This window comes from Glutamicibacter sp. NPDC055354, assembly GCF_053644955.1.
In genome coordinates this window covers 1,462,151-1,487,958 of sequence record NZ_JBSHMB010000001.1, presented here as the reverse complement: position 1 = coordinate 1,487,958, position 25,808 = coordinate 1,462,151, and the positions used below count along the sequence as shown (strand labels likewise).

24 protein-coding genes are annotated in these 25,808 nt (G+C 61.1%); 11 read left to right on the top strand and 13 right to left on the bottom strand.

Features of this window, described 5'->3' with window-relative positions; translation table 11 throughout:
• Positions 1–5: 5 nt before the first annotated feature.
• The 4 genes from ACWICV_RS06955 to ACWICV_RS06940 form a co-directional block, all read right to left on the bottom strand.
• Entirely contained in the window at positions 6–2,015 is a 2,010-nt protein-coding gene (locus ACWICV_RS06955) for a chorismate-binding protein (protein WP_454090581.1), read from the bottom strand.
• Positions 2,002–2,511, bottom strand: coding sequence for a low molecular weight protein-tyrosine-phosphatase (locus tag ACWICV_RS06950; RefSeq protein WP_105657007.1), 510 nt, complete (start codon positions 2,509–2,511; stop codon positions 2,002–2,004). Before ACWICV_RS06950 ends, ACWICV_RS06955 begins: the two co-directional genes overlap by 14 nt.
• A 138-nt stretch (positions 2,512–2,649) precedes the next feature.
• Complete coding sequence (locus tag ACWICV_RS06945; RefSeq protein ID WP_454090582.1) at positions 2,650–3,273, bottom strand: LysE family transporter; 624 nt, start codon at positions 3,271–3,273, stop codon at positions 2,650–2,652.
• Positions 3,270–3,782: a MarR family winged helix-turn-helix transcriptional regulator gene (locus ACWICV_RS06940; protein ID WP_332498194.1), complete on the bottom strand. Its 513-nt coding sequence runs from the start codon at positions 3,780–3,782 to the stop codon at positions 3,270–3,272. The genes ACWICV_RS06945 and ACWICV_RS06940 overlap by 4 nt, the downstream gene beginning before the upstream one ends.
• Before the next feature lie 129 nt (positions 3,783–3,911).
• Here ACWICV_RS06940 and ACWICV_RS06935 point away from each other — a divergent pair, with 129 nt between their 5' ends.
• The 3 genes from ACWICV_RS06935 to ACWICV_RS06925 all read left to right on the top strand — a co-directional run bounded on the left by ACWICV_RS06935 (position 3,912) and on the right by ACWICV_RS06925 (position 8,565).
• Complete coding sequence (locus ACWICV_RS06935) at positions 3,912–6,053, top strand: MMPL family transporter (protein ID WP_332594639.1); 2,142 nt, start codon at positions 3,912–3,914, stop codon at positions 6,051–6,053.
• 305 nt (positions 6,054–6,358) lie between these two features.
• Positions 6,359–7,900, top strand: coding sequence for a DEAD/DEAH box helicase (locus ACWICV_RS06930; protein ID WP_454090583.1), 1,542 nt, complete (start codon positions 6,359–6,361; stop codon positions 7,898–7,900).
• Between the two features lie 191 nt (positions 7,901–8,091).
• Positions 8,092–8,565, top strand: coding sequence for a small multi-drug export protein (locus ACWICV_RS06925; protein ID WP_105657003.1), 474 nt, complete (start codon positions 8,092–8,094; stop codon positions 8,563–8,565).
• Between the two features lie 82 nt (positions 8,566–8,647).
• Here the strand turns inward: ACWICV_RS06925 and ACWICV_RS06920 are convergent, their stop codons facing one another.
• Positions 8,648–8,866 (bottom strand): PLD nuclease N-terminal domain-containing protein, encoded by a 219-nt coding sequence (locus ACWICV_RS06920; RefSeq protein ID WP_105657002.1) that lies wholly within the window; start codon positions 8,864–8,866, stop codon positions 8,648–8,650.
• A 249-nt stretch (positions 8,867–9,115) separates the two neighbouring features.
• Between ACWICV_RS06920 and dnaK the strand changes: the two genes are divergently transcribed.
• The 4 genes from dnaK (at position 9,116) to ACWICV_RS06900 (ending at position 13,166) form a co-directional block, all read left to right on the top strand.
• Positions 9,116–10,969, top strand: a complete 1,854-nt coding sequence (gene dnaK / locus ACWICV_RS06915; RefSeq protein WP_105657001.1) for a molecular chaperone DnaK — start codon at positions 9,116–9,118, stop codon at positions 10,967–10,969.
• Positions 10,970–10,982: 13 nt separating this feature from the next.
• A complete protein-coding gene (locus ACWICV_RS06910) occupies positions 10,983–11,564 on the top strand; it encodes a nucleotide exchange factor GrpE (protein WP_105657000.1) in 582 nt (193 codons plus the stop codon).
• 85 nt (positions 11,565–11,649) lie between these two features.
• A complete protein-coding gene (locus tag ACWICV_RS06905; protein ID WP_105656999.1) occupies positions 11,650–12,624 on the top strand; it encodes a DnaJ C-terminal domain-containing protein in 975 nt (324 codons plus the stop codon).
• Positions 12,625–12,737: 113 nt separating this feature from the next.
• Positions 12,738–13,166, top strand: a complete 429-nt coding sequence (locus ACWICV_RS06900; RefSeq protein WP_105656998.1) for a heat shock protein transcriptional repressor HspR — start codon at positions 12,738–12,740, stop codon at positions 13,164–13,166.
• On the opposite strand, the gene ACWICV_RS06895 is transcribed toward ACWICV_RS06900, so the two are convergent.
• Positions 13,163–13,789, bottom strand: a complete 627-nt coding sequence (locus ACWICV_RS06895; RefSeq protein WP_332485912.1) for a GNAT family N-acetyltransferase — start codon at positions 13,787–13,789, stop codon at positions 13,163–13,165. The genes ACWICV_RS06900 and ACWICV_RS06895 overlap by 4 nt on opposite strands.
• A gap of 50 nt (positions 13,790–13,839) precedes the next feature.
• Positions 13,840–14,697: a tRNA (guanosine(46)-N7)-methyltransferase TrmB gene (trmB, locus tag ACWICV_RS06890; protein WP_105656997.1), complete on the bottom strand. Its 858-nt coding sequence runs from the start codon at positions 14,695–14,697 to the stop codon at positions 13,840–13,842.
• A 126-nt stretch (positions 14,698–14,823) separates the two neighbouring features.
• Here trmB and ACWICV_RS06885 point away from each other — a divergent pair, with 126 nt between their 5' ends.
• Entirely contained in the window at positions 14,824–15,234 is a 411-nt protein-coding gene (locus ACWICV_RS06885) for a YccF domain-containing protein (protein ID WP_105656996.1), read from the top strand.
• Positions 15,235–15,307: 73 nt separating this feature from the next.
• On the opposite strand, the gene ACWICV_RS06880 is transcribed toward ACWICV_RS06885, so the two are convergent.
• The 3 genes from ACWICV_RS06880 to ACWICV_RS06870 all read right to left on the bottom strand — a co-directional run bounded on the left by ACWICV_RS06880 (position 15,308) and on the right by ACWICV_RS06870 (position 17,793).
• A complete protein-coding gene (locus tag ACWICV_RS06880; protein ID WP_105656995.1) occupies positions 15,308–16,492 on the bottom strand; it encodes a TerC family protein in 1,185 nt (394 codons plus the stop codon).
• Positions 16,493–16,800: 308 nt separating this feature from the next.
• Positions 16,801–17,268, bottom strand: coding sequence for a GNAT family N-acetyltransferase (locus tag ACWICV_RS06875; protein ID WP_454090584.1), 468 nt, complete (start codon positions 17,266–17,268; stop codon positions 16,801–16,803).
• Between the two features lie 30 nt (positions 17,269–17,298).
• Positions 17,299–17,793, bottom strand: a complete 495-nt coding sequence (locus ACWICV_RS06870; RefSeq protein WP_454090585.1) for a DinB family protein — start codon at positions 17,791–17,793, stop codon at positions 17,299–17,301.
• Positions 17,794–17,963: 170 nt separating this feature from the next.
• On the opposite strand from ACWICV_RS06870, the gene clpB reads away from it, so the two are divergent.
• Positions 17,964–20,552 (top strand): ATP-dependent chaperone ClpB, encoded by a 2,589-nt coding sequence (clpB, locus tag ACWICV_RS06865; protein ID WP_454090586.1) that lies wholly within the window; start codon positions 17,964–17,966, stop codon positions 20,550–20,552.
• A 73-nt stretch (positions 20,553–20,625) separates the two neighbouring features.
• Here the strand turns inward: clpB and ACWICV_RS06860 are convergent, their stop codons facing one another.
• Positions 20,626–21,267, bottom strand: a complete 642-nt coding sequence (locus ACWICV_RS06860; protein WP_105656992.1) for a septum formation family protein — start codon at positions 21,265–21,267, stop codon at positions 20,626–20,628.
• 222 nt (positions 21,268–21,489) lie between these two features.
• On the opposite strand from ACWICV_RS06860, the gene ACWICV_RS06855 reads away from it, so the two are divergent.
• Together ACWICV_RS06855 and ACWICV_RS06850 are read left to right on the top strand one after the other, a co-directional pair.
• Positions 21,490–21,708, top strand: coding sequence for a DUF3073 domain-containing protein (locus ACWICV_RS06855; RefSeq protein ID WP_454090587.1), 219 nt, complete (start codon positions 21,490–21,492; stop codon positions 21,706–21,708).
• Between the two features lie 191 nt (positions 21,709–21,899).
• On the top strand, positions 21,900–22,790 hold the full coding sequence (locus ACWICV_RS06850; RefSeq protein WP_454090965.1) for a Sir2 family NAD-dependent protein deacetylase: 891 nt from the start codon (positions 21,900–21,902) through the stop codon (positions 22,788–22,790).
• Positions 22,791–23,035: 245 nt separating this feature from the next.
• On the opposite strand, the gene purM is transcribed toward ACWICV_RS06850, so the two are convergent.
• Complete coding sequence (gene purM, locus ACWICV_RS06845; RefSeq protein ID WP_454090588.1) at positions 23,036–24,178, bottom strand: phosphoribosylformylglycinamidine cyclo-ligase; 1,143 nt, start codon at positions 24,176–24,178, stop codon at positions 23,036–23,038.
• A 79-nt stretch (positions 24,179–24,257) separates the two neighbouring features.
• Positions 24,258–25,781, bottom strand: coding sequence for an amidophosphoribosyltransferase (gene purF, locus ACWICV_RS06840; RefSeq protein WP_402473387.1), 1,524 nt, complete (start codon positions 25,779–25,781; stop codon positions 24,258–24,260).
• Between the last annotated feature and the right edge of the window lie 27 nt (positions 25,782–25,808).

The window sequence follows — 25,808 nt, the reverse complement described above, 5'->3', positions numbered from 1 at the left end:
TTGGCTTAAGTGTCTTGCGGGAAGCTGGCGCCCAGCGCTTGAAGCACGCCACGGGATTTGGTGATGACCTCGTCCCACTCTTCAGCGGGCACCGAATCAGCGGTGATTGCCCCGCCAAGGCCCAGGCTCAACCGCCATGACTGGTCAGCTAGCCGGTCGCACACCAGGGTTCGGATCACCACGGAGAAATCGGCGGCACCATCGGCACCCAGATACCCCACGGCCCCGGAGTACAGGCCGCGGGCACGGTGCTCTTCGAGCTCATCCAAGATGCTCATCGTGGACAGCTTCGGTGCACCGGTCATGGAGCCCGGCGGGAAAGCTTCGCGCAGGGCTTCGGCGGCCAGCTGCGGGGAGGATAGCGTGGCGTCGATGGTGGAGACCATCTGGTACACGGTCGCGTAGGTTTCCACCGCGCACAGCCGGGCGACCTTCACCGACCCGGGAACCGCATGGTGCGACAGGTCGTTGCGCAACAGGTCAACGATCATGATGTTCTCGGCCCGGTCCTTGGGATGGGTGGCCAGATCATGCTTCAACGCGAGATCTGATTCTTCATTTTCGCCACGCGGCCGGGTGCCCTTGATCGGCTCGGCCCGCAACTGCCCGTCCTTGGACAGCGCGAGGAACCGTTCCGGTGAAATGCTGGCGATTTGCAGATCAGTGAAACGCAGGTAGTGGGCAAACGGTGCAGGGCTGGAGCGGCGCATCCGGCAGTAGGCCTCGAACGGATCGAACAGTTCGGCATGGGCCGTCAGTTCGGTCGTCAGGCAAACTTCGTAGGTGTTGCCTTCATAGATCTCGCGTTGGGCCTGGCGTATCTTCTGCTTGTAACCGGCTTCGGTATCCGCGCAGCTGAACTGCGGGATAGGCAACGGGTGGTGGGCGCGCAGTTCTGGAGGATTGCCCAACAGGATGCTCAGCGCTGCTGCCGGTTCGCTAATGCTGTGCAGATGCATCTGGCCTTCTTGATGGTCAATGACCACCACGGTATCCGGCGCAAAGAACTGGGCATCGGGGCGCACCCGCCCGGGTTCAACCACTGCCTGCAGATCCGCGGCGCCGAGCTCGCGCTTGAGCTCATAACCGAGGTACCCCACCCATGCCGGCAGCGGGTAGCCGACTTTAGCGGTGGTTCCGGCAGGCCAGAGGCCTGCCAGCGCGCGGAAGAAATCCTCGCCCAGCCGTACTTGCGCTCCGGGCAGGCTGACGGTCGTGCCGTGGCTGGTGGCGCTCAGTACCGGGGGCTGTTCTGCCGCCGAAAGCGCGATCACCGAGTAGCGGTTGCGTCCCAACGGGTCGTTGAGCTTATGGCTTGTTGATTCCAATAGTGCGGCATGCGGAAGGGACCGGGCCAGTTCCTCGAAGAGTGACGCCGTATCGTCTGGCGCCTCGTAGCTCTGGCGGAAGGTTGGGGCAATGGGGGACTGGTTGGAGCGGAGGCAAAGCTGGCGCATCATGGCCGGCAGGTAGCGGCAGGAACGCGCCCAGATCTCGATGGGGTCCTGGTCGTCAGCGGCATCAATGAGCAGGGTTGCTGCGGCGTGCGGCTGATGGGCCAGCAGGTAGCGTTCCTCTTGTACGGCCCACATCTGCCAGTACGGACGGTAGGCCTGTCCATCGCGTGCCAGCGCCCGGTCGCGGCGGAAGCCTTCGGGTGCTTCCAGCCAGATCCCGATGTCGAGGAATTCTCGGGCGTCGGAATGGATCGCTCCTACGCCTTCGATGATCACTACCTCGGCCGGAGTGAAGTTCTTGGATGCGCCAAGGGCACCCGCGGCCCAATCCCAGGTGGGGTAGGTGATCGTGTTGCCTGCTGCGAGCTGAGGCAGGATCCGGTGGTAGAGATCGAAGGACCGGTGCAGCCCGTCCCAACCGTGGTAGAGCTCTTCAAGGCGCAAAATAGCTACGGAGGCGGTGGCTTCCAGGTATTTCGCTAGGTCTGTTGCAAAGGTGCTTTTGCCGGATCCGGAACGCCCGTCAATGGCAATCAGCGTTGGTCTAGCGGTTTCCACGAGAGGCGATGTTACTCCGCACGTAATCTACAAGGGCAGGCAGGGAAGCAGAAATGAGTTTCCAGGTCTCGCGGAAGTCTCCGGCATCACCGTACCAGGGGTCATAGATGCCCTGCTGGTCGTGCGGGGAGCTCGCGGTTCCCGGATCAAAGGAACGGAACATCCGCAGTTGCGGACGTTCGCTCGGATCGATTTCGGCCAATTCGGGAACGAGTTCCTCGAAGTGGTCGGTGTCCATCGCCAGTACGAGATCCATCTTGGCGATTTCGTCCGAGTCGATCTGGGCGGCAATGTGCTCAGATGCATCAAGGCCATGGCTGCGCAGAGTACTGGCAGCACGCTCATCGATGCGCTTGCCGACTTCACCGTCGGTGATGGCTCGCGATATGACCTCGACCTGCGAGACCTCGGCATCCTTGAGCGCATTCTTGAGCATGTACTCGGCCATAGGCGAACGGCAAATATTTCCCGTGCACACGATCATTATCCGGAACATGGCATCAGTCTATGGGCACAAGGCGATTCGATCGATAGCTACGCGCCCGTTTCCCGGCAACAAATCGGCAACGATTCGGAAATTGGCCCGGGAATCGGTTCACGGCTAGGAGTTCTACGGCAAGAGCGGGCGAAAATGCTAGTGCATGAGCAGCAGGAGCGCGGCGACCAGGATGAACAGTACGCCGAGGAGGATGTTCAGCAGCTTGGCGCCGCGGTAGGTCGCGGTGAAGCGCTGGAAGGTGCGGGCCGTGCCGGCAAAGAAGAAGAACATCACCGCGATGTCCACCACGATGACCGTGCCGATGAAGATGGCGTATTGGGCCAGGAGCGGCTGATCGGTGCGGATGAACTGCGGGGTGAAAGCCAAGAAGAAGACGATGGCCTTCGGATTGAGCAGGTTGACCAGGATGCCCCGGTTGAGCATGGACCAGCGGGTCAGGCGGTGCCCGGTGCTGGTTCCATCGGAGGCGACCTCCGGCTTGGAAAGCAGCATGCGGATACCGAGATACACCAGATAGGCAGCGCCTGCGTAGCGGATGATGGCGAACAGCAACGGCGAGCTGGCCACGAGCAAACCGACTCCTGCGGCAACGATCACCACGTGGATCAGCAAGGCGATCTGCTGCCCGAGCACGCCCCAAATGGAAGCGCGCCAGCCTTGGCGCATTGAATTGCTCATCGTGTTGATGGCTCCGGCGCCGGGGGTGAAGCTGATGACGATGCAGGCGCTGAGAAGGGATATCCAGAGTGAAAGGGTCACTGCTTAAGGCTAGTGTCCGTCGCGCTCTTGGCTGGTTTCGTTGTCCGCTGTGTTACGACTTCTTCGCGCGCGCTGTCCACGCCGGCGACGGCTTCTGCCATGAAGCGGGCTATGACCTGCAGCTGCTGCTCGTCGTAGTGGCTGATCACTTCCCGCATTTTGGCACCTAGCGGCATGAACATTTCCATGCCCTTGCCGCGGGCTTTGGGTGTCATGGCGATGCGGATGACACGGCGATCCCGGTCCGAGCGCTGGCGCTCGATCATTCCCAGTTTTTCCAGGCGGTCGAGCATGGCGGTGGTAGCCGGGGAACTCAGTTGCAGGTCGCGGCTCAGGTCGCGCGGGGAAGGCAGAAGGCTGCGCTGCTCGTATTTCATGATGATCGACAGCGCATTCATGTCCGTGCGGTGCGTTGCGTAAAGTGCTCCGGTGGACTCAACGTAGCGGTCCGAGGCTTGGCCGAATTCCTGCAGGAGCATGACCAAATTGTGCTGTTCTCTTGCGCTCATAGGCGCAATCCTAGTCGGAAAAGCATTTAATAGCCTGGGAAGTATTTCTACCATGGAAGTAAGTCTTGTAGTATGGCATTCGGATCGCCCTTTGATCCACCGCCAGCAATCACGAGTGAGGACGGATCAGTGGCGCATGTAGCGAAAACCGACCAGCCATCGGGCAAGAAGCGATTGGACAAGAAGGGTATCGGCATCAGGGCAGGAATCTACGCCCTGCTGATCATCCTCTGGCTGGGTGTAGCAGGAATCGGCGGCCCGACCTTCGGCAAGCTTTCCGAGGTCCAGACCAACGACCAGACCTCGTTCCTCCCGGCCACCGCCGAAGCAACCGAAGCCCTGGAATGGCAGAATAAATTCCGCTCCACCGAAGCAATCCCCGCGGTGGTCCTGCTCACCAGCGATGGCGAGGTCAGCAAGGAAACTGCTGGAGGGATCGGCGAGGCGCTGAAGGACTTCACGCATCTGGACGGGCAGATCACCGGGCCCTTCCTTTCCGAAGACGGCAAGGCCGCTGAATTCATCGTTCCGGTCTCCGGCGAGGTGGAGGCCGATACCGGAGTCGAAGAGCTGCGTTCGCTCCTGGCCGCCGAGAAGCCCGAAGGTACCACCGCCTATGTCACTGGGCCGGCAGGCTTCAGCGCCGACCTGGTCGAGGCCTTCGGCGGCATCGACGGCGTGCTGCTGGGCGTGGCCCTGGTAGCTGTGCTGGTGATCCTGCTGCTGGTCTACCGTTCGATCCTGCTTCCCTTCACGGTGCTGCTCACCTCGGTCGTCGCGCTGTGCGCGGCAATTGTCGCGGTGTACTTCATGGCATCCGAAGGCTGGATCCGGCTCGACGGCCAGGCCCAGGGCATCTTGTCCATCCTGGTCATCGGTGCGGCTACCGACTACTCGCTGCTGTTCGTGGCCAGGCACAAGGAAGCGCTCATGGCCGGCCAGGACAAGTGGCAGGCCGTGGCTTCCGCATGGAAAGGCTCGCTGGAACCGATTGTCGCTTCGGGCGGCACCGTGACGGTGGGCCTGCTGTGCCTGCTGTTCTCCGATCTGAACTCCAATAAGGCACTGGGACCCATTGGCGCCTCGGGCATCATCTTCTCGATCATTGCCGCGTTGACGTTCCTGCCGGCGGTGCTCGGCTTGCTGGGACGGGCCGCTTACTGGCCCTTCCCGCCCAAGCCGGCGGCCGTGGACGCCCAAGGCCAGGAGAAGGAAGGCTTGTGGGGCCGCATCGCGCGGTTCGTTGCCAGCCATCCGCGCCCGATCTGGATCATCACCGCTCTGGTGCTCGCCGTGGGAGCGCTGGGCATGACCCAGCTCAAGGCCCATGGCGTGCCACAGAGCGAGCTGGTCGTAGGCGGTTCGGAGTCGCGTGACGGGCAGATCGCCCTGGGCGAGCACTTCCCTGGCGGCTCGGGATCCCCGGCCACGGTGATTGTCGATGAAGCCGAAGCGCAGACGGCCCTGGAAAAGGCCCTTGATGTCACCGGCGTGGATTCGGCCTACTTGCAGGCTGAAGACGGCGGACCGGCCATGGCCGCCCGCGGGGCCGAGCCAATGAGCGTCGAAGGCCGCAACCTGATGTCGGTGACGCTGGCCGATGCGGCCGACTCGGATGCCGCCAAGCAGACCGTGGTCGAACTGCGCGAGCAGCTGCATGCGGTCGACGCCGACGCGCTGGTCGGCGGCACCACTGCGACCCAGCTCGATACCAACGAGACGGCCATCGCGGATCTGTTCAAGATCATTCCGATTACCCTCCTGGCCATTTTGCTGATCTTGATGCTGCTGCTGCGTTCCATTCTGGCTCCGGTGCTGCTGATCCTGACCACCGTGCTGTCCTACGGCACGGCGATGGGTGTCAGTGCGCTGGTCTTCAACAATGTCTTCGGCTACGTGGGTGCCGATCCATCCGTACCGCTGTTCGGCTTCGTCTTCCTGGTGGCGCTGGGCGTTGACTACAACATCTTCTTGATGACCCGTGTGCGCGAGGAATCCTTGAAGCGCGGAACCCGTGAGGGCATGCGGGTGGGCTTGAAGGTCACCGGCGGCGTGATTACCTCCGCCGGCGTGGTGCTTGCCGCTACCTTCGCCGCACTGGGTGTGGTGCCAATCATGTTCCTGGGCCAGTTGGGCTTCATCGTGGCCTTCGGGGTGCTCTTGGATACCTTCGTCGTGCGAAGCCTGCTGGTGCCGGCGCTGGTCGAAGAAATCGGACCTAAGGTCTGGTGGCCCTCGAAATTGGCGAAGAAGGAATTCGAGCTGAACTAGGCAGCGCGGTGGACTGTCCCGGGAGCCCTAGTGGTGAACGTCTCCCGGGGCGGCAGTGCAAAGCGGGGCCGCTCACAGACGGGCCCCGCTTTTGCACTGTAGTATGGATACTTGTGCGTCACCGGAAAATTCTGTGGCGCATGCGTCGACAGTTTAGATTTCCCTCCTGTGGATCGCCCGGAAAACCTCCGCCGGTCCACTTTTGGCAGCAGGCCTTCCTTGGCCTTGCATGTTGCGGACTTCCTCCTGGCTCGGCGAAACCCAACGCCTGAAACAGGCGTGCGAATCAGAGAGAAAGTTTGAATATGTCCGTAACTTTTAGCGCCCTCGGCGTGCCCGAATACCTGTCGAAGGTCCTTGCTGCCAGCGGAATCGAAGCCGCTTTCCCGATCCAGGAAGCCACCTTGCCGTCGACCTTGGCCGGCGGCGACGTCCTGGGCCGCGGCCAGACCGGCTCCGGCAAGACTTTGGCCTTCTCGCTGCCCCTGGTAGCTCGGCTGGCAGATCGCCCACAGCGCCGCAAGGCCCGTTTCCCACGAGCGCTGATCATGGCTCCAACCCGTGAACTGGCGACCCAGATTGCCAAGACCGTTGACCCCCTGGCAAAGGCCGCAGGCCTGCGTACCACCGTGATCTACGGTGGCGTGGCCCAGAGCCGCCAAGAAAAGGCCATGAATGAGGGCGTGGACATTGTCATCGCCTGCCCGGGCCGCCTGGATGACCTGATCAAGCAGAAGGTCGTGGACCTGTCCCAGCTGGAAATCTCCGTGCTGGATGAAGCCGACCACATGGCCGACATGGGCTTCCTGCCTGTAGTTCGCCGCATCATGGACCGCATGCCAACCGGCATCCAGCACATGCTGTTCTCCGCTACCTTGGACAACGGTGTGGACAAGGTGGTCAAGCGCTACCTGAGCAACCCGACCATTCACTCGGTGGATGCACCCAAGGCCGCTGTGAACACCATGGAGCACCACGTCTTCGTCATCGGCAACGATGATAAGAAGGACCTGATCCGCGTTCTGGCCCAGGGCACTGCCCGTCGCATCATGTTCATGCGCACCAAGCACCACGCCAAGAAGATGGCGCTCACCCTGTCCAAGGCTGGCGTTCCGGCGGTAGACCTGCACGGTAACCTCTCGCAGAATGCCCGTGACCGCAACCTTGCTGCTTTTGCTTCAGGCGAGGCGAAGGTTCTTGTCGCCACCGACGTAGCCGCTCGTGGCGTGCACGTTGATGGTGTGGAGCTGGTTGTCCACGTAGATCCACCAGCAGAGCACAAGGCCTACACCCACCGCTCCGGCCGTACCGCACGTGCGGGTTCGGATGGAACTGTAGTGACCATCTGCACCCCTGATCAGCAGGGCGACGTTTCGACTTTGCTGAAGCAGGCCGGACTGAAGGTGCCTTTCGAAAAGGTCAACCTGAATTCTCCGGTTGTGGCCAAGGTCGTCGGCGAAGTTGCCGAGCCGGTTGCCTACGTTGCTCCGGCTCAGCAGAAGCGCAATCCTGCCAAGAGCAAGCCTGCCGGTGAAGGTGCCGGCCGCGGTGGCCGCGGCCAGCGCCCGGCGCGTGGCGCCAGGCCAGCTGCCGAAGCCCAGGGCCGTGGCGGCGAACGCCGCCGTACGGAACGTGACGGCGCTAGCCAGGGCGAGCGTCCAGCGCGCAGCGCCCGCGGTGCGAACTCTGACCGTCCAGCCCGCGGCGCACGAGGTGCCAACGCTGAACGCCCGTCGAGCCCTTCGCGCTCACCGCGAACCGACGGCCGGAATGCCGCTGGCGGTGCAACCGGTGGCCGTTCGCGTGGCCCGCGTCGCGCATCGAGCCCAGCTGGTCGTGGCAACTAGGCGCTGGCACTAATCCTTGCGGAGTACTCCCTCACATCCATCCCAATGGATGCGGGGGAGTTTTGCGTTATACCCGGGAAATTGCGCGTCAAAAGTTTAGCTCCGCTGATTGATCCCTCCTCGACTAGGCGATACATAGGATTGAAGCAACGAGTCGCCGATTAACCTTCACCGCTTCAGGAGCACCAGCCATGATTGAATCCCTGCAGAACTTCGCCGCGTCCTTCCCAGAACCGCTACAGTTCTTGGCTGTTGCTTTGCTAGCTGCCATTCCGCTGATCGAGTCCTACTTTGGTTCGGCCATTGGCGTGGTTATCGGTGTTCCGGTGGTTGCTGCCATCGCCACCGCCGTGATCGGCAACGTGATTTCCATGCTGTTGTTCGTCAACAGCGCCCACGCCGTGCGCAACAAGGTTCGCAAGGGCAAGGACTCGGAGAAGAAGGAACGCAAGTTCGAGAAGCTGCGCCGAGCTTTCGATAAATACGGCATTGCCGGGGTGAGCCTTCTGGGGCAGACCATCCTGCCTTCGCAGGTGACCTCGGCTGCCTTGGTCTCCTTCGGCGCCAATAAGCAGAAGGTGATCATCTGGCAGATCATCTCGATTATCTTGTGGGGCACCGCGTTTGGCGTTCTGGCTGCCCGGGGAATTAGCCTGATGGGCTAACCGGAAATCGCTGAAAGCGAACAAGCCGTCCTCGAACCAACGAGGACGGCTTGCTTTCCAGTGGCTATGGAATGCCAAGGGATTACTTGCGGCGTCCAAAAGCAAAATAGGCGATGGGGCCAAGGAAATTGATCATGCTGGCCGCTGCCCATGCCGGCTTTGGACCCTTGACCTGTTCGGCGGGGCGCTTGTACAAATCCCGCAGTGCCGCAACCATCAAGGTCAGCTCGGCAATTGCCGCAGAGGCGACCGCGATCTTTCCGCCCGGTGGCAGATCCTGGAACTTGCGCTTCGTTTCCATGAGGTGGCTCCTAGCTGCCGCTTTTCCCGCCCGCTGGAAGCGTTGAAAGCGGATGAATGAAAAATTTTTTCAGGATGGGAATTATTCTCTCACCACGGCAGTTGAAATGAGCAGAACGCAAAGTTGAGTCACCTTCGCTCAAGTTGATTTGACAGTCGAAAGCGGCTGAGTAAACTTGAGTGCAGAACGCTCAATGAGGATAAATGTCCTCAGCGTTAGTACTTTCAACCAAGGCAAAGGAGAGCCATTATGTCGCGTGCCGTAGGTATCGACCTAGGAACCACCAACTCCGTAGTTTCCGTGCTCGAAGGTGGTGAGCCAACCGTTATCGCAAACGCGGAAGGCAACCGCACTACCCCGTCGATCGTTGCTTTCTCGAAGAGCGGCGAAGTCCTGGTTGGCGATATCGCCAAGCGCCAGGCTGTCAACAACATCGACCGCACCATCGCATCGGTCAAGCGTCACATGGGTACCGACTGGACCATTGACGTTGACGAGAAGAAGTACACTGCTCAGGAAATCTCGGCTCGTACCCTGATGAAGCTGAAGAACGACGCTGAGTCGTACCTGGGCGAGAAGGTCACCGACGCGGTGATCACCGTTCCTGCATACTTCAACGACGCAGAGCGCCAGGCCACCAAGGAAGCTGGCGAGATCGCCGGCCTGAACGTCCTGCGCATCGTCAACGAGCCAACCGCAGCTGCGCTGGCTTACGGCCTGGAAAAGGGCCAGGAAGACGAGCTCATCCTGGTCTTCGACCTCGGTGGCGGCACCTTCGACGTTTCCCTGCTGGAAGTCGGCAAGGACGACGACGGCTTCTCGACCATCCAGGTCCGCTCCACCGCAGGCGACAACCGCCTGGGCGGCGACGACTGGGATCAGCGCATCGTGGATTGGCTGCTGGCCCAGGCCAAGGCCAAGGGCGCGGACCTGTCCAAGGACAAGATTGCGCTGCAGCGCCTGAAGGAATCTGCTGAGCAGGCCAAAAAGGAACTGTCCTCGGCTACCAGCACCAACATCTCGCTGCAGTACCTCTCGGTGACCCCGGAAGGCCCAGTGCACCTGGACGAGCACCTCTCGCGTGCCAAGTTCCAGGACCTGACCAAGGACCTGCTGGAGCGCACCCGCAAGCCATTCAACGACGTCATCGCCGAGGCAGGCGTCAAGGTTTCGGACATCGCCCACGTGATCCTGGTTGGCGGTTCTACCCGCATGCCAGCCGTTGCTGAACTGGTCAAGGACCTGGCCGGCAAGGAAGCGAACAAGGGCGTGAACCCAGATGAGGTTGTCGCCGTGGGCGCAGCGCTGCAGGCAGGCGTGCTGAAGGGCGAGCGCAAGGACGTTCTGCTCATCGACGTCACCCCACTGTCCCTGGGTATTGAGACCAAGGGCGGCGTGATGACCAAGCTGATCGAGCGCAACACCGCGATCCCGACCAAGCGTTCGGAGACCTTCACCACCGCCGAGGACAACCAGCCTTCGGTATCCATCCAGGTCTTCCAGGGCGAGCGCGAGTTCACCCGCGACAACAAGGCGCTGGGCACCTTCGAGCTGACCGGTATCGCACCGGCTCCTCGTGGCATTCCGCAGGTTGAGGTCACCTTCGATATCGACGCCAACGGCATCGTGCACGTATCCGCCAAGGACAAGGGCACCGGCACCGAGCAGTCGATGACCATCACCGGTGGTTCCTCGCTGTCCAAGGAAGACATCGAGCGCATGGTCCAGGAAGCTGAAGCACACGCCGAAGAGGACAAGGCACGCCGCGAGGCCGCTGAGACCCGTAACGCCGCTGAGCAGGCTGCCTACTCCGTAGACAAGCTGATCAAGGACAACGAAGACAAGCTGCCTGAAGAGGTCAAGACCGAGGTCCAGGCTGACGTCGACGCCCTGAAGGCTGCCCTGGAGAAGCAGGACAACGACGACGAGGTCAAGGCCGCGTTCGAGAAGCTGCAGGCATCGCAGACCAAGCTGGGCGAGGCAATCTACGCCAACGCGCAGGCCGAGGGCGCCCAGGCTCCTGAGGGCGAGCAGGCACCGAACGCTGATGAAGACATCGTCGACGCCGAGGTCATCGACGAAGACGAAGCCGACAAGAAGTAAGGAGTTTAGGAATATGTCCGAGGCAAAGGACCAGAACGAGAACTCCGGCCAGGAGCCGGAGAACCAGCCAGAGGCCGCCAACGAGCAGCCAACCGCTGACGCCCTGGGTCAGGCCGAGGCGATCCTGAACGAAGCTGCTGCTGGCGCTGAAGCCGATTCGGCGCAGCCGGAAGAGGCCGGTGCGGTGGAAACCGAACTGCGCAACGACCTGCTGCGCCTGCAGGCCGAATACGTCAACTACCGCAAGCGCGTGGAACGCGACCGGGCCGTAGCGCGTGAAAACGCCGTGCAGTCCGTGCTCAACACCCTGCTTCCGGTGCTTGACGACATCGATGCGGCACGAGCCCACGGCGACCTCGCCGACGGCCCGTTCGCATCGATCGCCAACAAGCTGGATGGAATTCTGGCTCAGCATGGCCTGGAGCGCATCAACGAGGCCGGCGTGGAATTCGACCCGAACATCCACGAAGCCCTGCTTCGCCAGGCTGTTGACGAGATTCCAGCCGACCACGTGGGACAGGTGCTGCGCACCGGTTACCGCAAGGGAACCATCATCCTGCGTGCAGCTCAGGTGCTGGTAGCAACCGGCGAATAGCCACGAATAGCACAATCGATACTGCCCACTGCCGAGTCTTCGACAGTGGGCAGTGTCGAATTGGCACTGAAAGGATGGGGCCCTGATGGCAAGTCAGGACTGGATCGAAAAAGACTTTTACGCCATTCTGGGCGTCTCCAAGGACGCCAGCGAGGCGGACATCAAGAAGGCGTACCGCAAGCTTGCGCGCAAGTACCACCCGGATACCAACCAGGGTGATGCGGCCGCTGAAAAGAAATTCAAGGACATCTCCGAAGCCAACTCGGTGCTTTCGGACAAGGAAGAGCGCGAGCAGTACGACGCGATCCGTGCCATGGGCGGCGGAGCGCGATTCTCTGCTGGTGGCGGACCGGGCGGCCCCGGCGGGCAAGCCGGCTTCGAGGACATCTTCTCCAACCTCTTCGGAGGCGGCGGAGCGGGCCCACGTGGCCGCGGCGGGCAGCCGGACTTCTCCGACCTCTTCGGTGGTGGCGGCGGTTTCGGTGGCGGCGGCTTCGGCCAGAGCGCACCACCGCGCAAGGGTGCTGACCGCACGGCGAGCACCACGATTTCCTTCTCCGGATCAATTAAGGGCACCACCATTGGCCTGCGCGAGCAGAATGGCGAGGTCATTGACGTGCGCATACCGGCGGGCATCAAGGATGGCCAGTCGGTGCGCGTGCGCGGCAAGGGCCAGCCTGGTGCTGCCGGCAACGGTGACCTGCTGGTCAAGGTCAAGGTCAGCGAGCACCCGTTCTTCAAGCGCGAAGAGAACAACATCCGCATCCACGTGCCGGTGACCTTCGCTGAAGCGGTGCTTGGAGCAAAGATCCACGTACCGACCCTGGACGGGGATTCCGTTGCGGTGAAGGTTCCCGCTGGATCCAACTCCGGGCGCACCTTGCGTCTGAAGGGCCGCGGCGTGAAGACCTCCAAGGCCACCGGCGATCTGCTGATCGTCCTGGATGTCGCGATTCCGCAGAACCTCTCGGATGCTGCAAAGAAGGCCGTGGAGGACTTCGCATCAGCCACCGAGGGCGAGGATCCACGAGTGGATTTGGCTGCCAAAGCCAAGCTCTGAACCCAATAGGCTGTCTTCCCTGCCCCCTCATCGAATTGGCTGGGCAGGGAAGATAGACTCGAAGTCAATAGGGACCGAATCCAAGGTCCTTGCAGAAAGGTGGTAGAAGCAACGTGAACGGGGAGTACCTGCGACCTGTCTTCGTCATTTCCGTCGCCGCGCAACTTGCAGACATGCATCCGCAGACGCTGCGCCAGTATGACCGCATTGGTTTGGTTTCGCCCAGCCGCCAGAGCGGAAAGCAACGCCGCTACTCGCAGCGCGACGTATCGCTGTTGCGCCAGGTGCAGGCCTTGAGCAAGGAAGGCGTCTCGCTCGAGGGCATCAAGCGCATCCTGGACCTGCAAGATCAAGTCGCCTATCTGCAAACCGAAGTCAATGGGCTTCGCCAAGAACTTTCCGCCGTACGCCAGGGCCAATCTCGCATCTTCGCTGCGGGTACCGCTGGAGGCGACATCGTTTCGTTGGCTAGGGGCATGCGCCCTGAACGCCGTGAACCGACCGTGACGCTGTTTACCGCGCGCCGCGCTATCGGACGCTAGATCCGTCCGTGCCGGGCCAAGCGCGCTTCCAATTGGGTGCGCACGGCAGGCCATTCGTGCGGGAGTATTGAGAACACCACCGTATCGCGCAGGGTACCGCTCTTTGGATCATATTTGTGATTGCGCAGCACGCCATCCTGCTTGGCGCCGAGCCGTGCAATCGCGGCGCGTGAAGCGGCATTGTGCCAGTGCGTGCAGAAAGCCACTGAATAGCAATCCAGTTCCTCGAAAGCCCGGCGCAGCAGCATGAACTTGGCAGCTGGATTGATCCCGGTGCCTTGGGCTGGCATGGCCAGGAACGTTGAGCCGATTTCCACGCGGTGATTTGCCGCGTCGATATTCAAGTAAGTCGTGGCCCCCACCGCTTTGCCGGTGGACAGGTCGATGATCGCAAAGGGAGCCATCTCGCCAGTTTCCTGCAATGCCAAGCGGCGCTGGATATCCAAGCGCATGGATTCGGCCGATGGAGTGGTGGCAAACCACGCTTCATCCAACTGGCCGTTGGCTGCGAGCTGGATCAGATCCGGGGCGTGGTCCATTGACAATTGTTCTAGCCGCACCCCGGCATAGTCCATTCTCGGAGCTTGGGCGTAGTGCAGACTTAGCGCAGAAGAAGAGGCCATGGAATCCATCCTATGGATTCCATGGCCTCTTCAATGCTTTATTTCCGCGACTAGCCGATGCGGGTGTACGCCAGATCGAAGACCAGACGACCAGCCTTGAGCGCCTTGCCTTCGAAGCTGGTCAGGATCCGGCGCTCGAAACGCGGGGCCCAGCCACCCTGGGCATCGGTGAATTCTGGCTCGGGGTCGAAGCCTTCCATGCCCTCGCGGCGCACCTTGGTCAGGTTGCTCTCAGTGCCGGACAGATTGCCATGATGCTGGTTCTCGAAGTCCGGATGGGCTTCGAGGACTTCGCGCATTTGCTCGGCGTAGTTGGACCAGTCGGTGGCCAAGCGCAGGGTGCCTCCCGGCTTGAGCACGCGGGAGACCTTGTCGAGGAACGAGGCCTTGATCAGGCGACGCTTATGGTGGCGCGGCTTGTGCCATGGATCTGAGAAGAAGATCCAGATCTCATCGGCGCTGTTCTCGTCCAGCATGACATCCAGAACCTCTGGTGCATTGGCCTGCACTGCGCGGACGTTGGCGATGCCGAAAGACTCGACCTTCAGCATCAGCTGGGCCAGGCCCGGACGGTAGACCTCAACGGCGAGGTAGTTGCGCTCGGGATCATCTTTGGCGGCGTTGGCGATGCATTCGCCCAGGCCGGTGCCGATCTCCACGATCAGCGGTGCGGTGCGTCCGAAAGCCTCGGCAGGATCGAGCTGGAAGTCATCGGCAACCGAAGTGTCGGCGATCTTGCGGGGCGGCTCAATGACGTACTGATCGGCATTGCGCTCCCAGGCGCTGGCACGGCGGCCCTGCAGGCGGTTGCCGCGGCGCACGAAGGATACCGGCTCGGCACGGAAAAGGTCTGGGTTCCTAGGGGCAGTGCCGTGGGCTGGGCGCTGCTGCTCGCTCGATTCGCTCATGATGATTAATCCTAGCCGAGCAAGCTGCTTCGATGCTTGCCGAACTGTAGGGGATTGGACACCCCTAGAAGAAAATCGGGGGGATCCCCGATGGAGTAAAACAGGCAGAAGACAGAGAATATAACCATGACTGATTTAGTGCGCGGTATTCTCAACATTATTTGGCTGCTTTTCGGCGGCCTGTGGCTGGCCTTGGGCTACGTGTTGGCGGGCATCATCTGCTGCGTGCTGATCGTGACCATTCCATTCGGCATCGCCTCGTTCCGCATTGCCGGCTATGCGCTGTGGCCGTTTGGCCGCACCGTGGTCGACAACGGCCCGGTAGGCGCGTTCTCCACCCTGGGCAACATCATCTGGATCATTTTTGCTGGTATCTGGATTGCCGTGGGGCACGTGGTAACCGCGATCCCGATGTTCATTTCGATTATCGGCATCCCGCTGGGTATCGCAAACTTGAAGATGATCCCGGTTTCCTTGATGCCTCTGGGCAAGGTCATTGTGCCTTCGGACTATTTCATCGGCGGTGTTCGCCGCTAGGCAGCACCAAGACAGCGAATGGCTGCCAACCCTTGATGGGGTTGGCAGCCATTTGCTTTATGTACGAACCTGATCAGCTCTTGAGGTACTCATCGTGCTGGCGGTGCGCTTCGGCGACCTCGACACGGATCTTGTCCACGTCCTTGGCCTTGTCGCGGTACTTCTTTTCCATGGTTTTCACATACGCTTCTTCCTCCACCAAGGCGCGGTAGATGCGTTCGCGTTCGACCGCGTCCGAGGTGTAGCTCAGGTCGTTGTAGCTGTTGGCATGGCGGCGCAGGTTGCCGATGGCAGTCTGGGCCTTGCCTGCCTTGCTGAACAGCGAAGCGAGAATTGTCAGCACCAGGACGCCGATAATGACGCTCAGCGACAGGCCGGTGCTGATTTCAATGACCATCACGTGTTCGCCATCGTTGATGAATGGCAAGTTGTTCTCGTGCAGTGCATGCAGGATCAGCTTCACGCCGATGAATGCCAGGATTGCTGCCAACCCGTAGGACAGGTAGATCAAGCGGTCCAGCAATCCGTCGAGCAGGAAGTAGAGCTGGCGCAGTCCCATGAGCGAGAAGGCGGTAGCCGTGAACACGATGTAGACGTTCTGGGTGAGTCCGAAGATCGCAGGGATGGAATCCAGAGCGAAGAGAATATCGGTACCGCCGATGGCCACCATGACCAGCAGCATCGGAGTCAGGACCTTCTTGCCATCGATCTTGGTGAACAGCTTGTCGCCGTCATAGTTGTCGGTAGTGTGGAATAGCTTCTTGGCGATCCGGATGATGAAGTTGTTGGCCTCATCGGATTCGTCATCCTTCTTCAGCAGGTTGCCCGCGGTCAACAGCAGGATCAGGCCGAACAGGTAGAAGACCCAAGCGAACTGGTTGATCAGCGCCGCGCCGACAAAGATGAAGGCGGTACGTGCGATCAGCGAGAAGACGATGCCGAAGAGCAGGACTTTCTGCTGGTCTTCGCGGGGTACGCGGAAGCTGGCGATGATAATCAGGAAGACGAACAGGTTGTCGACCGACAGGGCCTTCTCGGTAATGTAGCCGGCAAAGTACTCGGCACCCATGTCGATGCCGCCGAAGACCAGCACCAGAACACCGAAAACGAGGGCCAAGCCAACATAGATGCTGGACCAGATGGCTGCTTCACGCAGCGATGGAACGTGGGCCTTGCGGATGTGGAAGAAATAGTCGAAGGCCAGAAGGGCGAGAATCACGACAATCGTGATTCCCCAAATCATAGGGGAAACTCCCATAGGGATTCCTGCTTTCGTAAGTAGCGCGCGAACGCATCTGAGTAAGTCTCTTCACCGACCCCGGGGCTGGCCGCAAAACCCGGCAGGACCATGAAGTCCTGCGTATTGACGGATTCAACGATTATGAATACTCCCTTACGTTCTACCAGCTTATCCTGATGCGATGCTTCTGGAAAAATCTTGGTCCGTGGATGTCATGATGATCTGTAATGTACTTTGTCTTTGTGCAGTTGGGTAGGCATCAATAGCAATTCGAAGAATGCAGTTCGCTTGGAGCAACGTGGGCCAGCGGCAGGAACTAGGCGCTGCTAGAGCGACTTGCGCATCTTGATGCTGGTGGTTTCATATCCAAGCGATTCATAGAGGCCGCGAGCGCTCTGGTTGAAACCGAACACATTCAGCCCCAGGGTACGTGCGCCGTGGGCACGGGCGTATTCTTCGGCCAAATTCATGGCCTGGCGTCCGAACCCCTTGCCGCGGTGCCCGGGGTCGACAACTATGTCCCAAACCCACCATGAAGCCGGATCACCTGAGGTGTCGTGGCCGATCCAGACATAGCCCACATCGCCGAAAATGCCATGCTCCCGGGTGAATACCGCATTGGTGCAACTTGGCAATCCGGTGGGAAGGGCCCGGGTCATGGTCCGGTCTGCATCTTCCTGCGCCTTGCGCTGGGAACTGCCAGCGGCAACAAGGTCCGATACGTACTCGGCGGTACTTCGTGCCATCCACGATTGGAATTCTTCAGCGGGAAGCGGGTGGAGTTCTAATGGCATGCCCGGAGTCTACCGGTTGAGGGCGGCACGCTATTTCCGCGCGGCCAGGATTTGTTCACGCAGGATATCTGCGTGTCCGCAATGCTGTGCCAATTCACGCAGCATATGCAGCTGGATCCAGCGCAGCGGCAGCGGTCCACGCCGGTTGCCTGAGAAGACGTCATCCCCTGTTTTGCCTTCGACTGCTTGATGCGACAGTTCGATGGCTTGGGCATATTCGTGCCGAATCGAATCGATGGTGTCGGAAGCCTCCAAGTCGAATGATTTGCTGGGCGAAGAGGCAATGCCCAGCTCTGCACGGCTCCGGCCGGTGGCTGCTTCACCGAACCAGACCCGTTCCACGAAGATCGCATGTTTCACCAGCCCGAGCAGCGTGGTCTTGGATTCAACCAACTTCAATCTGGCTTCGGCTTCACTCAGTCCGCCGGTGCAGGAAAGCAGCATCTGCCGGTGCTGATCGATGAAAACTTGGACCATATCATCGCGGGTCAGTGAAAAAATGTCTTTGGAATCCGGGTTGTCCATGCCTTATCTTAAGTCGGCAAATCGTTAGTGACAAGGGATTTTGCCTCTGGGGCAAGTGAAATAGAAAATCTTTCGAAAATCTTGCTCTAGCTGGAATACGAAGAGTGCGAGTAGAGTTGAGTTAAGTACACTCAAGTTTATGGGTTCACCCAATTAGAGAAAGGATGCGCGTGGACACCAAACTCACCACTAAGAGCCAAGAAGCTCTCTCGGCTTCCGGGATGAACGCTTCAACCGCAGGCAATCCGCAGATTGAACCTGCGCACCTGCTGAAGGCCTTGCTGGACCAGCGCGACTCCGTCGCAGTCGCCCTCCTGAAGACCGCCGGATTGGATGTCGACGCGCTTTCGGTCAAGGCAAGCGCTGTCATCAACGCATTGCCTTCCAGCTCCGGCAGTTCAGTGGCCCAGGCCCAGTACTCCCGACAGCTGCTGCAGGTTGTGAGCAACGCCCAAGCGGCTGCCGCAGAAATGGGGGACACCTACGTCTCCACGGAGCACCTGCTTATCGCCTTGGCATCAGACCAGACCAAGGCCGGCGACGCGCTGCGCGAATTCGGGGCCACCCGCGAACTGCTGGTGGGCACCTTGCCCACCATCCGTGGCGACCGCAAGGTCGATAATCCGGATCCGGAGGCCACCTTCCAGTCCCTGGAGAAGTTCGGCACCGACATGACCGCACTGGCGCGCTCGGGCAAGCTGGATCCAGTCATCGGCCGCGACCGCGAGATCCGCCGCGTGGTCCAGGTGCTCTCCCGCCGAACCAAGAACAACCCCGTGCTGATCGGCGAGCCAGGCGTTGGCAAAACCGCTGTAGTTGAGGGGCTTGCCCAGCGCATGATCGCGGGCGACGTGCCGGAATCCCTGCGTGGCAAGACCCTGATCTCGCTGGATCTGGGTGCCATGGTCGCCGGGGCCAAGTACCGTGGCGAATTCGAAGAGCGGCTGAAGTCGGTATTGGAAGAGATCAAGGCTTCGGATGGCCAGATTGTCACCTTCATTGACGAGATCCACACCGTGGTCGGCGCCGGAGCCTCCGAAGGCGCCATGGACGCGGGGAACATGCTCAAGCCAATGCTCGCCCGAGGCGAGTTGCGCTTGATTGGTGCTACTACCTTGGACGAGTACCGCGAAAACATCGAGAAGGATCCCGCCCTGGAACGCCGCTTCGCGCAGGTGTATGTCGGCGAGCCCAGCGTGGATGACACCATTGCCATCCTGCGTGGGTTGAAGGAGCGCTACGAGGCGCACCACAAGGTTTCCATTGCGGACTCCGCCTTGGTGGCAGCATCCACGCTGTCCAGCAGGTACATCTCCGGCCGCCAGCTGCCAGACAAGGCCATCGACCTGGTTGATGAGGCCGCTAGCCGCCTGCGCATGGAGATCGACTCGGCTCCGGAGGAAATCGATGAGCTGCGCCGCGAGGTGGACCGGCTGACCATGGAGGAGCTGGCGCTGTCCGATGAAACGGATCCAGCCTCGGTGGAACGCCTGGATGCGCTGCGCAAGGACATGGCCGACAAGAAGGAACAGCTGGACGCGCTGAACTCCCAGTGGGAAGCGGAGAAGGCCGGGTTGAACCGCGTCGGCGACCTGAAGGTCAAGCTCGACGAATTGCGCAGCCAGGCCGACAAGGCCCAGCGCGAGGGCGACCTGGAGAAGGCCTCTCGCCTGCTCTACGGGGAGATCCCAACGCTGCAGCAGGAACTGGATGCGGCGGCCGCTGCCGAAGCCGATAAGGCCGATACGCACACCATGGTTGCCGAAGAAGTCACCGCGGATGACATTGCAGAAGTCATCTCGGCGTGGACCGGTATTCCGGCCGGGCGCATGCTGCAGGGCGAAAGCCAGAAGTTGCTGGATATGGAAGAAATCATCGGGCAGCGCCTGATGGGGCAGAAGCAGGCTATTGCCGCTGTCTCTGACGCCGTTCGCCGTACCCGCGCCGGCATTGCCGACCCGAACCGGCCTACCGGATCCTTCCTGTTCCTGGGTCCTACCGGTGTCGGCAAGACCGAGCTGGCCAAGTCCCTGGCTGACTTCCTCTTCGATGATCCACGGGCGATGGTGCGGATCGACATGTCCGAATACTCGGAGAAGCATGCGGTTTCGCGCCTGGTCGGTGCCCCTCCGGGCTACGTAGGGTATGAAGAGGGCGGGCAGCTGACCGAAGCTGTGCGCCGCCGCCCGTACTCGGTGATTCTGCTGGACGAGGTGGAAAAGGCGCATCCGGAAGTATTCGATATCCTGCTGCAGGTGCTCGATGACGGGCGGCTGACCGATGGCCAAGGCCGCACCGTGGACTTCAGGAATACCATTCTGATCCTCACCTCGAATCTCGGTTCCCAGTTCCTGGTGGACCAGAGCATGGAAGACGAGGCCAAGAAGTCAGCGGTGATGAGCGTGGTCAATGCATCGTTCAAGCCGGAGTTCTTGAACCGTCTCGATGAGGTCATCCTCTTCGACCCATTGAGCATCGAAGAGCTGGGCAGCATCGTCAAGCTGCAGATCGACCTGCTCGCACAGCGCTTGGCCGACCGCCGCTTGAACCTGGAGGTGGATCAGGCCGCCAGCGATTGGCTGGCCCTGACCGGTTACGATCCTGCCTACGGCGCTCGTCCGCTGCGCCGCCTGGTGCAGCGCGAGATCGGAGACCGGCTGGCCAAGGAGATCCTGGCTGGAACGGTGCAGGACGGGGATACCGTAGAGGTCACCCTGGACGAAGTTGGCGACAAGCTCAAAGTTGCCAAGAAGGCCTAGGAGCCTGGCAATGGCGAGGGCACGAACGGATGGAATTCCGTTCATGCCCTCGCCATTTTTCCTGAACGCAGACTTAGCTGTCGGTGGTCTCCTGTGCCTTGGACGGCTCCTCTTCGGAGTTCTCCGATTCTCCATCCGTAGCGCCCTCGGGCAGCAACGAGTTGCGGACGTCGCCCTCGGACAGGCTCAGGAAGCATGAAACGGTGCGGTCGCCCTGGCCCCAGGTGCTCTCAGAGGGACGCGAGAAGTGATAGGTCCAGGTGGAGTCCAGCCCTGCACGAGGATCCAGTGACACCGATTTGCACAGGTCTTCGGATTGGGTGAGCAGCACGTTGGCTCCCGGGTACTCCTCGCCGGTGACCTGGAAGATGCCGATCAGCTGGGCGTTATGGGAGGAATCACAGGTCACGACCGTCTGCGGATCCAATGGCGAATTGAATCCGCGCAGGCAGTCGCCTTGCTCCAACTGGGTTGGAGGCATCTCGGTGGCAACAATGCCGTCGAGGCCTGGATTCTCGTTGCGCTCCACGTTGTTCGCAGTTGGCGAAGCAGGGGGATCCACTAGTCTCAACACCACGAAAACCACTGCCGCGGCCAGTGCGAGAACGGCGACAATCATCAAGGCCCATTGGGCACTTTGACGCTTGGGCTTCTCCGGTTCTGGCTGCAATGGCGGCAAAGCCGCCTGCGGCTCGGGCAGATTGTTTTCCACCACCTGTTGAGCTCCTTCGTGGTTGGGTCGGGCGATCGCTCGCCGGCTCAATACATAGTCGTTGGACTAATCGACAGTCTAGCGGTTTCGGAGGGTGTTGCATTCAGCGCTCGCCGGTGAATCGTGTTAACCTTTAATTACGAAAGAACTGATCACATATTCGGGGGCCTTCATCTTTTCAAGGTGGACCACCTCCCGACTCTACTGAAAAGAGGGGGTCACGCCATGGGGCGCGGCCGTCAAAAGGCTAAAGCACAGCGTCAGGCGCGAGATATCAAGTACTACTCGCCGTCCACTGACCTTTCGGCACTTGAACGCGAGTTGGGCGTTCAGTCCCATCATCATGCTCAGAACACTGAGCGTAATGATTCATCGTATGACGAAGAATATTCGGAATACGACGAGCTGACTAAGAAGTACTCGGGAGATGACGAAGACGAGTAGCCTCGTCTTCTGATGCCGGGAGTCCTTGGCTCAGAGTGCCACACCTTAAGCATTGAGTGGTACAGCTCTTCAGTACATTTTGCGACAAGCCGCAGCGACTAAGCTAAATTAGCTTTTAGTCGTTGCGGCCTTTGTCGTGCCCAGTAATTGTTAGGTGGAACGTGAGCACTCCAGAAGAGCTATCCATCCAGATGGCGCATCATTCGGCCATCCGGTCGATGCAGCGCATTGTCGAGCAGCAGGCACCTGAATCCCCGGAAGCCGAAGCGCGTGCCGGGGTGCGCCACATGCTTTCCGCTGGCGGGGTCCTGGTGGTCACCGGAGCCGGTGTCTCTACCGATTCCGGAATCCCCGACTACCGGGGACCCAACGGTTCATTGCAGCGCCACCGGCCGATGACCTATCAAGAATTCCGATTCCGTCCTGAAGCCCGGCAGCGCTATTGGGCCCGTGGCTACGTCGGCTGGCGCCATATGGACAAAGCCGAGCCTAACCACATTCACCAGCGCTTGGTGCAGTGGGAAGAGCACGGGAAAATCAGTGGAATCATTACGCAGAACGTTGACGGGCTGCACCAGCAGGCCGGATCCAAACGGGTCATTCCGGTCCATGGCGACTTGTCGATCGTCCGCTGCCTGGACTGCGGATACAGCGAGAACCGCAATGACTTTGATTTGCGCCTGCAGGCGGCCAACAAGGGCTATTTGGAGGCCGTGGAAATCGACCCCAGCGCGGTGAACCCCGATGGGGATGTGGAGCTGCCCCAGTACCTGGTTGACCGGTTCAACATGGTGGCTTGCTTGAGCTGCGGCTCGCTGGCCCTGAAGCCTGATGTGGTGTATTTCGGCGAGAACGTTCCGGTTGAACGCAAGGAACGCATTGCGGCACTGGAAGGGGAATCCACGTCGCTCTTGGTGCTGGGCTCATCCCTTGCAGTGATGAGCGGATACAAGATCCTGTTGAACTTCGTCAAGCGGGATTTGCCGGTGGCGCTGATTACCAACGGCCACGTCCGCGGTGAACAAAAAGCAACCTGGCGCTGGCGTGTGCCTTTGGAGCACGCCCTGAAGCAACTGGACTAGCAGGCCGGTATTTCGTCCCGCAAGGGACACCAATGAAGCGCGCCAAATGCTGCTCTGGGCAATCAGCCCGGCAAGAAGCTCGCACTGGTGCAGCACCACCGGCAGCATTGCCTGGCGCCTGGAAGCCGGGCAAGAGGGCTCCGCTCAACCCTGCATCCCCATTCGCATGGCGATGGCGTTAAAGAACCGATGCGCCGCACTGGGATCAGTGCGGCGCATCGGCAAGGAAGCGGATCCTGCGAGTACTACTTGGCGTAGTTGCCGGTCAGCAGCACTGCGCCGCCGTCAACGCCCTTGGCTCCCTGGACGTAGTCCAGTCCGGCATCGGCTGCCGCTGGATCGATATTCTCGACGCCGCCCATGACCCAAGCTCCCATGCCAGCCTTGTTCAGCAGCTCTACGGCACGATCAGCTACAGCTGGATCAACAACAGCAACCATGCCCACACCCAGGTTCAGGGTGCGCTCAAGGTCAGGCTGCGGCACGTTGCCCAGCTGGGCGATGGTGGAGAAGACTGCTGGCAGGGACCAGGTCGAGCGGTCCACACGGGCCATCAGGCCCTGGGGCAGCACGCGAGCCAGGTTGGCAGCCAGGCCGCCACCGGTGACGTGGCTGAAGCCATGCACGCCGAAGTTCTCGCCGTCGTTCAGTTCGCCCACCAGATCCAGGCACGCGGTGGTGTAGATGCGGGTCGGAACCAGCAGTTCCTCGCCCAGGGTCTTGCCGAACTCTGCAACTTCGCGTTCCAGCTCCCACTTGGCGTGGGCGATGACGCGGCGCACCAGCGAGTAGCCGTTGGAGTGGATGCCCGAGGACGCCATGCCGATGACGACGTCGCCGGCCCGCACGCGCTCCGGGCCCAGCAGCTGGTCAGCTTCGATGACACCGGTAGCAGCACCGGCAACATCGTATTCGTCCTCGGCCAGCAGGCCCGGGTGCTCCGCGGTTTCGCCGCCAACCAGCGCGGTGCCGGCCAGCTTGCAGCCCTCCGCGATGCCGCGCACGATATCCGCGATGCGCTCCGGGACGACCTTGCCGGTGGCGATGTAGTCGGTCATGAACAGCGGCTTGGCGCCCACCACGACAATATCGTCGACCACCATGCCGACCAGGTCCTGGCCGATGGTGTCGTGGACGTCCAGCTTCTGGGCGATGGCAACCTTGGTGCCTACCCCGTCGGTGGAGGTAGCCAGGTACGGCTTCTTGTAACCGGTCAGGAACGATACATCGAAGAGCCCGGCGAAGCCGCCGACCCCTCCGACAACGCCCGCGGTGTGGGTCGCCTTGATCGCGCCCTTCATCAACTCAACGGCACGGTCACCGGCCTCAACGTCAACGCCGGCACCGGCATAGGTGATGGAAGTTGGCTGCTGATCATTGCCGCTCATGGCAGTCGGTTCCTTTTCTGTTCTGGGCGCCGCATTTCCGGCGCCCTTTGCAACGAGATGGTTGGGATCGTGGAGGGGATTAGCTGTTGGTTTCGAACTCGGCATCAGGACCCGGCTCGCAGCCGCCCTGGTTGCTGCGCTCCAGCAGGTTCTTGCCGCGGCGCTCCTCGTTCGGCAAGGCGATCGGGTACTCGCCGGTGAAGCACGCGGTGCACAGGCGCTCGCGCGGCTGGCGGGTCGCTTCGATCATGCCGTCTTCGGAAATGTAGGCCAAGGAGTCCGCGCCGATGGAGGTCGCGATCTCAGCCACGGCAGCGCCGTTGGCGATCAGCTCGGCACGCGAGGCGAAGTCGATGCCGTAGAAGCAAGGCCACTTGACCGGAGGCGAGGAGATCTTCACATGCACCTCGGCGGCACCGGCCTCGCGCAGCATGCGCACCACCGCGCGCTGGGTGTTGCCGCGGACGATCGAATCATCCACTACCACGACGCGCTTGCCGCGCAGCACGGTTTCCAGCGCATTGAGCTTGAGCTTGATGCCCAGCTGGCGCAGGGTCTGCGATGGCTGGATGAAGGTACGGCCCACGTAGGCGTTCTTCACGAAGCCGTGGGTGAATGGAATGCCCGATTCCTCGGCGTAGCCGATGGCGGCCGGGGTGCCGGACTCCGGAACCGGGATCACGATGTCCGCGTCCGCGCTGTTCTCGCGTGCCAGCTGGCGGCCCATTTCCACGCGGGATTCGTAGACCGAGCGGCCGGCAATGGCAGCATCGGGACGAGCCAGGTAGACGTACTCGAAGACGCAGCCCTTGGGGGTGGCTTCGGCGAAGCGGGTGGAACGCACGCCGTTCTCGTCGATGGCGATCATTTCGCCGGGTTCGATTTCGCGGATGAACGAGGCGCCAACGGTAGCCAGTGCAGGCTGCTCCGAAGCAACAACCCAGCCTCGGTCCAGCCGGCCCAGGACCAGGGGGCGAACACCATGCGGGTCGCGGGCTGCGTAGAGGGTGTCCTCGTTCATGAAGACGAAGCAGAAGGCGCCTTCGATCTTCGGCAGCAGCTCCAGCGCGGTTTCTTCCAGCGACTGGCCTTCGGAACCGGCCAGCAAGGCGGTGACCAAGGCGGTGTCGGTGGTGTTGCCCTGGGCGAGTTCGCCGCGGACCTTGCCGCCTTCGGCCCGCTGCTTGGCGGAGACCATATCGGCCAGATCAGCGGAGTTGGTCAGGTTGCCGTTGTGGGCCAGGGCGACGGTACCGGCCTGGGTCGGGCCCAAGGTCGGCTGCGCATTGGCCCAGTGGCTGGCACCGGTGGTCGAGTAGCGGCAGTGGCCGATAGCCAGCTGGCCGGCCATGGAGTTCAGCGTATTCTCGTCGAACACCTGGGAGACCAGGCCCATGTCCTTGTAGACGTTGATACGCGCACCGTCGCTCGTGGCAATACCAGCGGATTCCTGTCCGCGGTGCTGCAGGGCGTACAGGCCGTAATAGGTGAGTTTTGCGACCTCTTCGCCAGGAGCCCAAACGCCAAAAACGCCGCATTCATCCTGCGGCCCCTTTTCGTTTGGAAGCAGGTCGTGATTTAAGAATCCATCGCCACGCGCCATGTTGGTTATTCTCTCATGTTCCAGTTG

Excerpts from the sequence above, each read along its gene's own strand:
- purF (WP_402473387.1), bottom strand. The coding sequence starts at position 25,781 with ATGGCGCGTGGCGATGGATTCTTAAATCACGACCTGCTTCCAAACGAA.
- ACWICV_RS06930 (WP_454090583.1), top strand. The coding sequence starts at position 6,359 with ATGTCCGTAACTTTTAGCGCCCTCGGCGTGCCCGAATACCTGTCGAAG.
- ACWICV_RS06870 (WP_454090585.1), bottom strand. The coding sequence starts at position 17,793 with ATGGACAACCCGGATTCCAAAGACATTTTTTCACTGACCCGCGATGAT.
- ACWICV_RS06910 (WP_105657000.1), top strand. The coding sequence starts at position 10,983 with ATGTCCGAGGCAAAGGACCAGAACGAGAACTCCGGCCAGGAGCCGGAG.
- ACWICV_RS06940 (WP_332498194.1), bottom strand. The coding sequence starts at position 3,782 with ATGAGCGCAAGAGAACAGCACAATTTGGTCATGCTCCTGCAGGAATTC.
- ACWICV_RS06895 (WP_332485912.1), bottom strand. The coding sequence starts at position 13,789 with ATGGCCTCTTCTTCTGCGCTAAGTCTGCACTACGCCCAAGCTCCGAGA.
- ACWICV_RS06905 (WP_105656999.1), top strand. The coding sequence starts at position 11,650 with ATGGCAAGTCAGGACTGGATCGAAAAAGACTTTTACGCCATTCTGGGC.
- ACWICV_RS06880 (WP_105656995.1), bottom strand. The coding sequence starts at position 16,492 with ATGGGAGTTTCCCCTATGATTTGGGGAATCACGATTGTCGTGATTCTC.
- ACWICV_RS06885 (WP_105656996.1), top strand. The coding sequence starts at position 14,824 with ATGACTGATTTAGTGCGCGGTATTCTCAACATTATTTGGCTGCTTTTC.
- ACWICV_RS06920 (WP_105657002.1), bottom strand. The coding sequence starts at position 8,866 with ATGGAAACGAAGCGCAAGTTCCAGGATCTGCCACCGGGCGGAAAGATC.
- dnaK (WP_105657001.1), top strand. The coding sequence starts at position 9,116 with ATGTCGCGTGCCGTAGGTATCGACCTAGGAACCACCAACTCCGTAGTT.
- ACWICV_RS06950 (WP_105657007.1), bottom strand. The coding sequence starts at position 2,511 with ATGTTCCGGATAATGATCGTGTGCACGGGAAATATTTGCCGTTCGCCT.
- purM (WP_454090588.1), bottom strand. The coding sequence starts at position 24,178 with ATGAGCGGCAATGATCAGCAGCCAACTTCCATCACCTATGCCGGTGCC.
- ACWICV_RS06875 (WP_454090584.1), bottom strand. The coding sequence starts at position 17,268 with ATGCCATTAGAACTCCACCCGCTTCCCGCTGAAGAATTCCAATCGTGG.
- ACWICV_RS06850 (WP_454090965.1), top strand. The coding sequence starts at position 21,900 with ATGGCGCATCATTCGGCCATCCGGTCGATGCAGCGCATTGTCGAGCAG.
- ACWICV_RS06855 (WP_454090587.1), top strand. The coding sequence starts at position 21,490 with ATGGGGCGCGGCCGTCAAAAGGCTAAAGCACAGCGTCAGGCGCGAGAT.
- trmB (WP_105656997.1), bottom strand. The coding sequence starts at position 14,697 with ATGAGCGAATCGAGCGAGCAGCAGCGCCCAGCCCACGGCACTGCCCCT.
- ACWICV_RS06925 (WP_105657003.1), top strand. The coding sequence starts at position 8,092 with ATGATTGAATCCCTGCAGAACTTCGCCGCGTCCTTCCCAGAACCGCTA.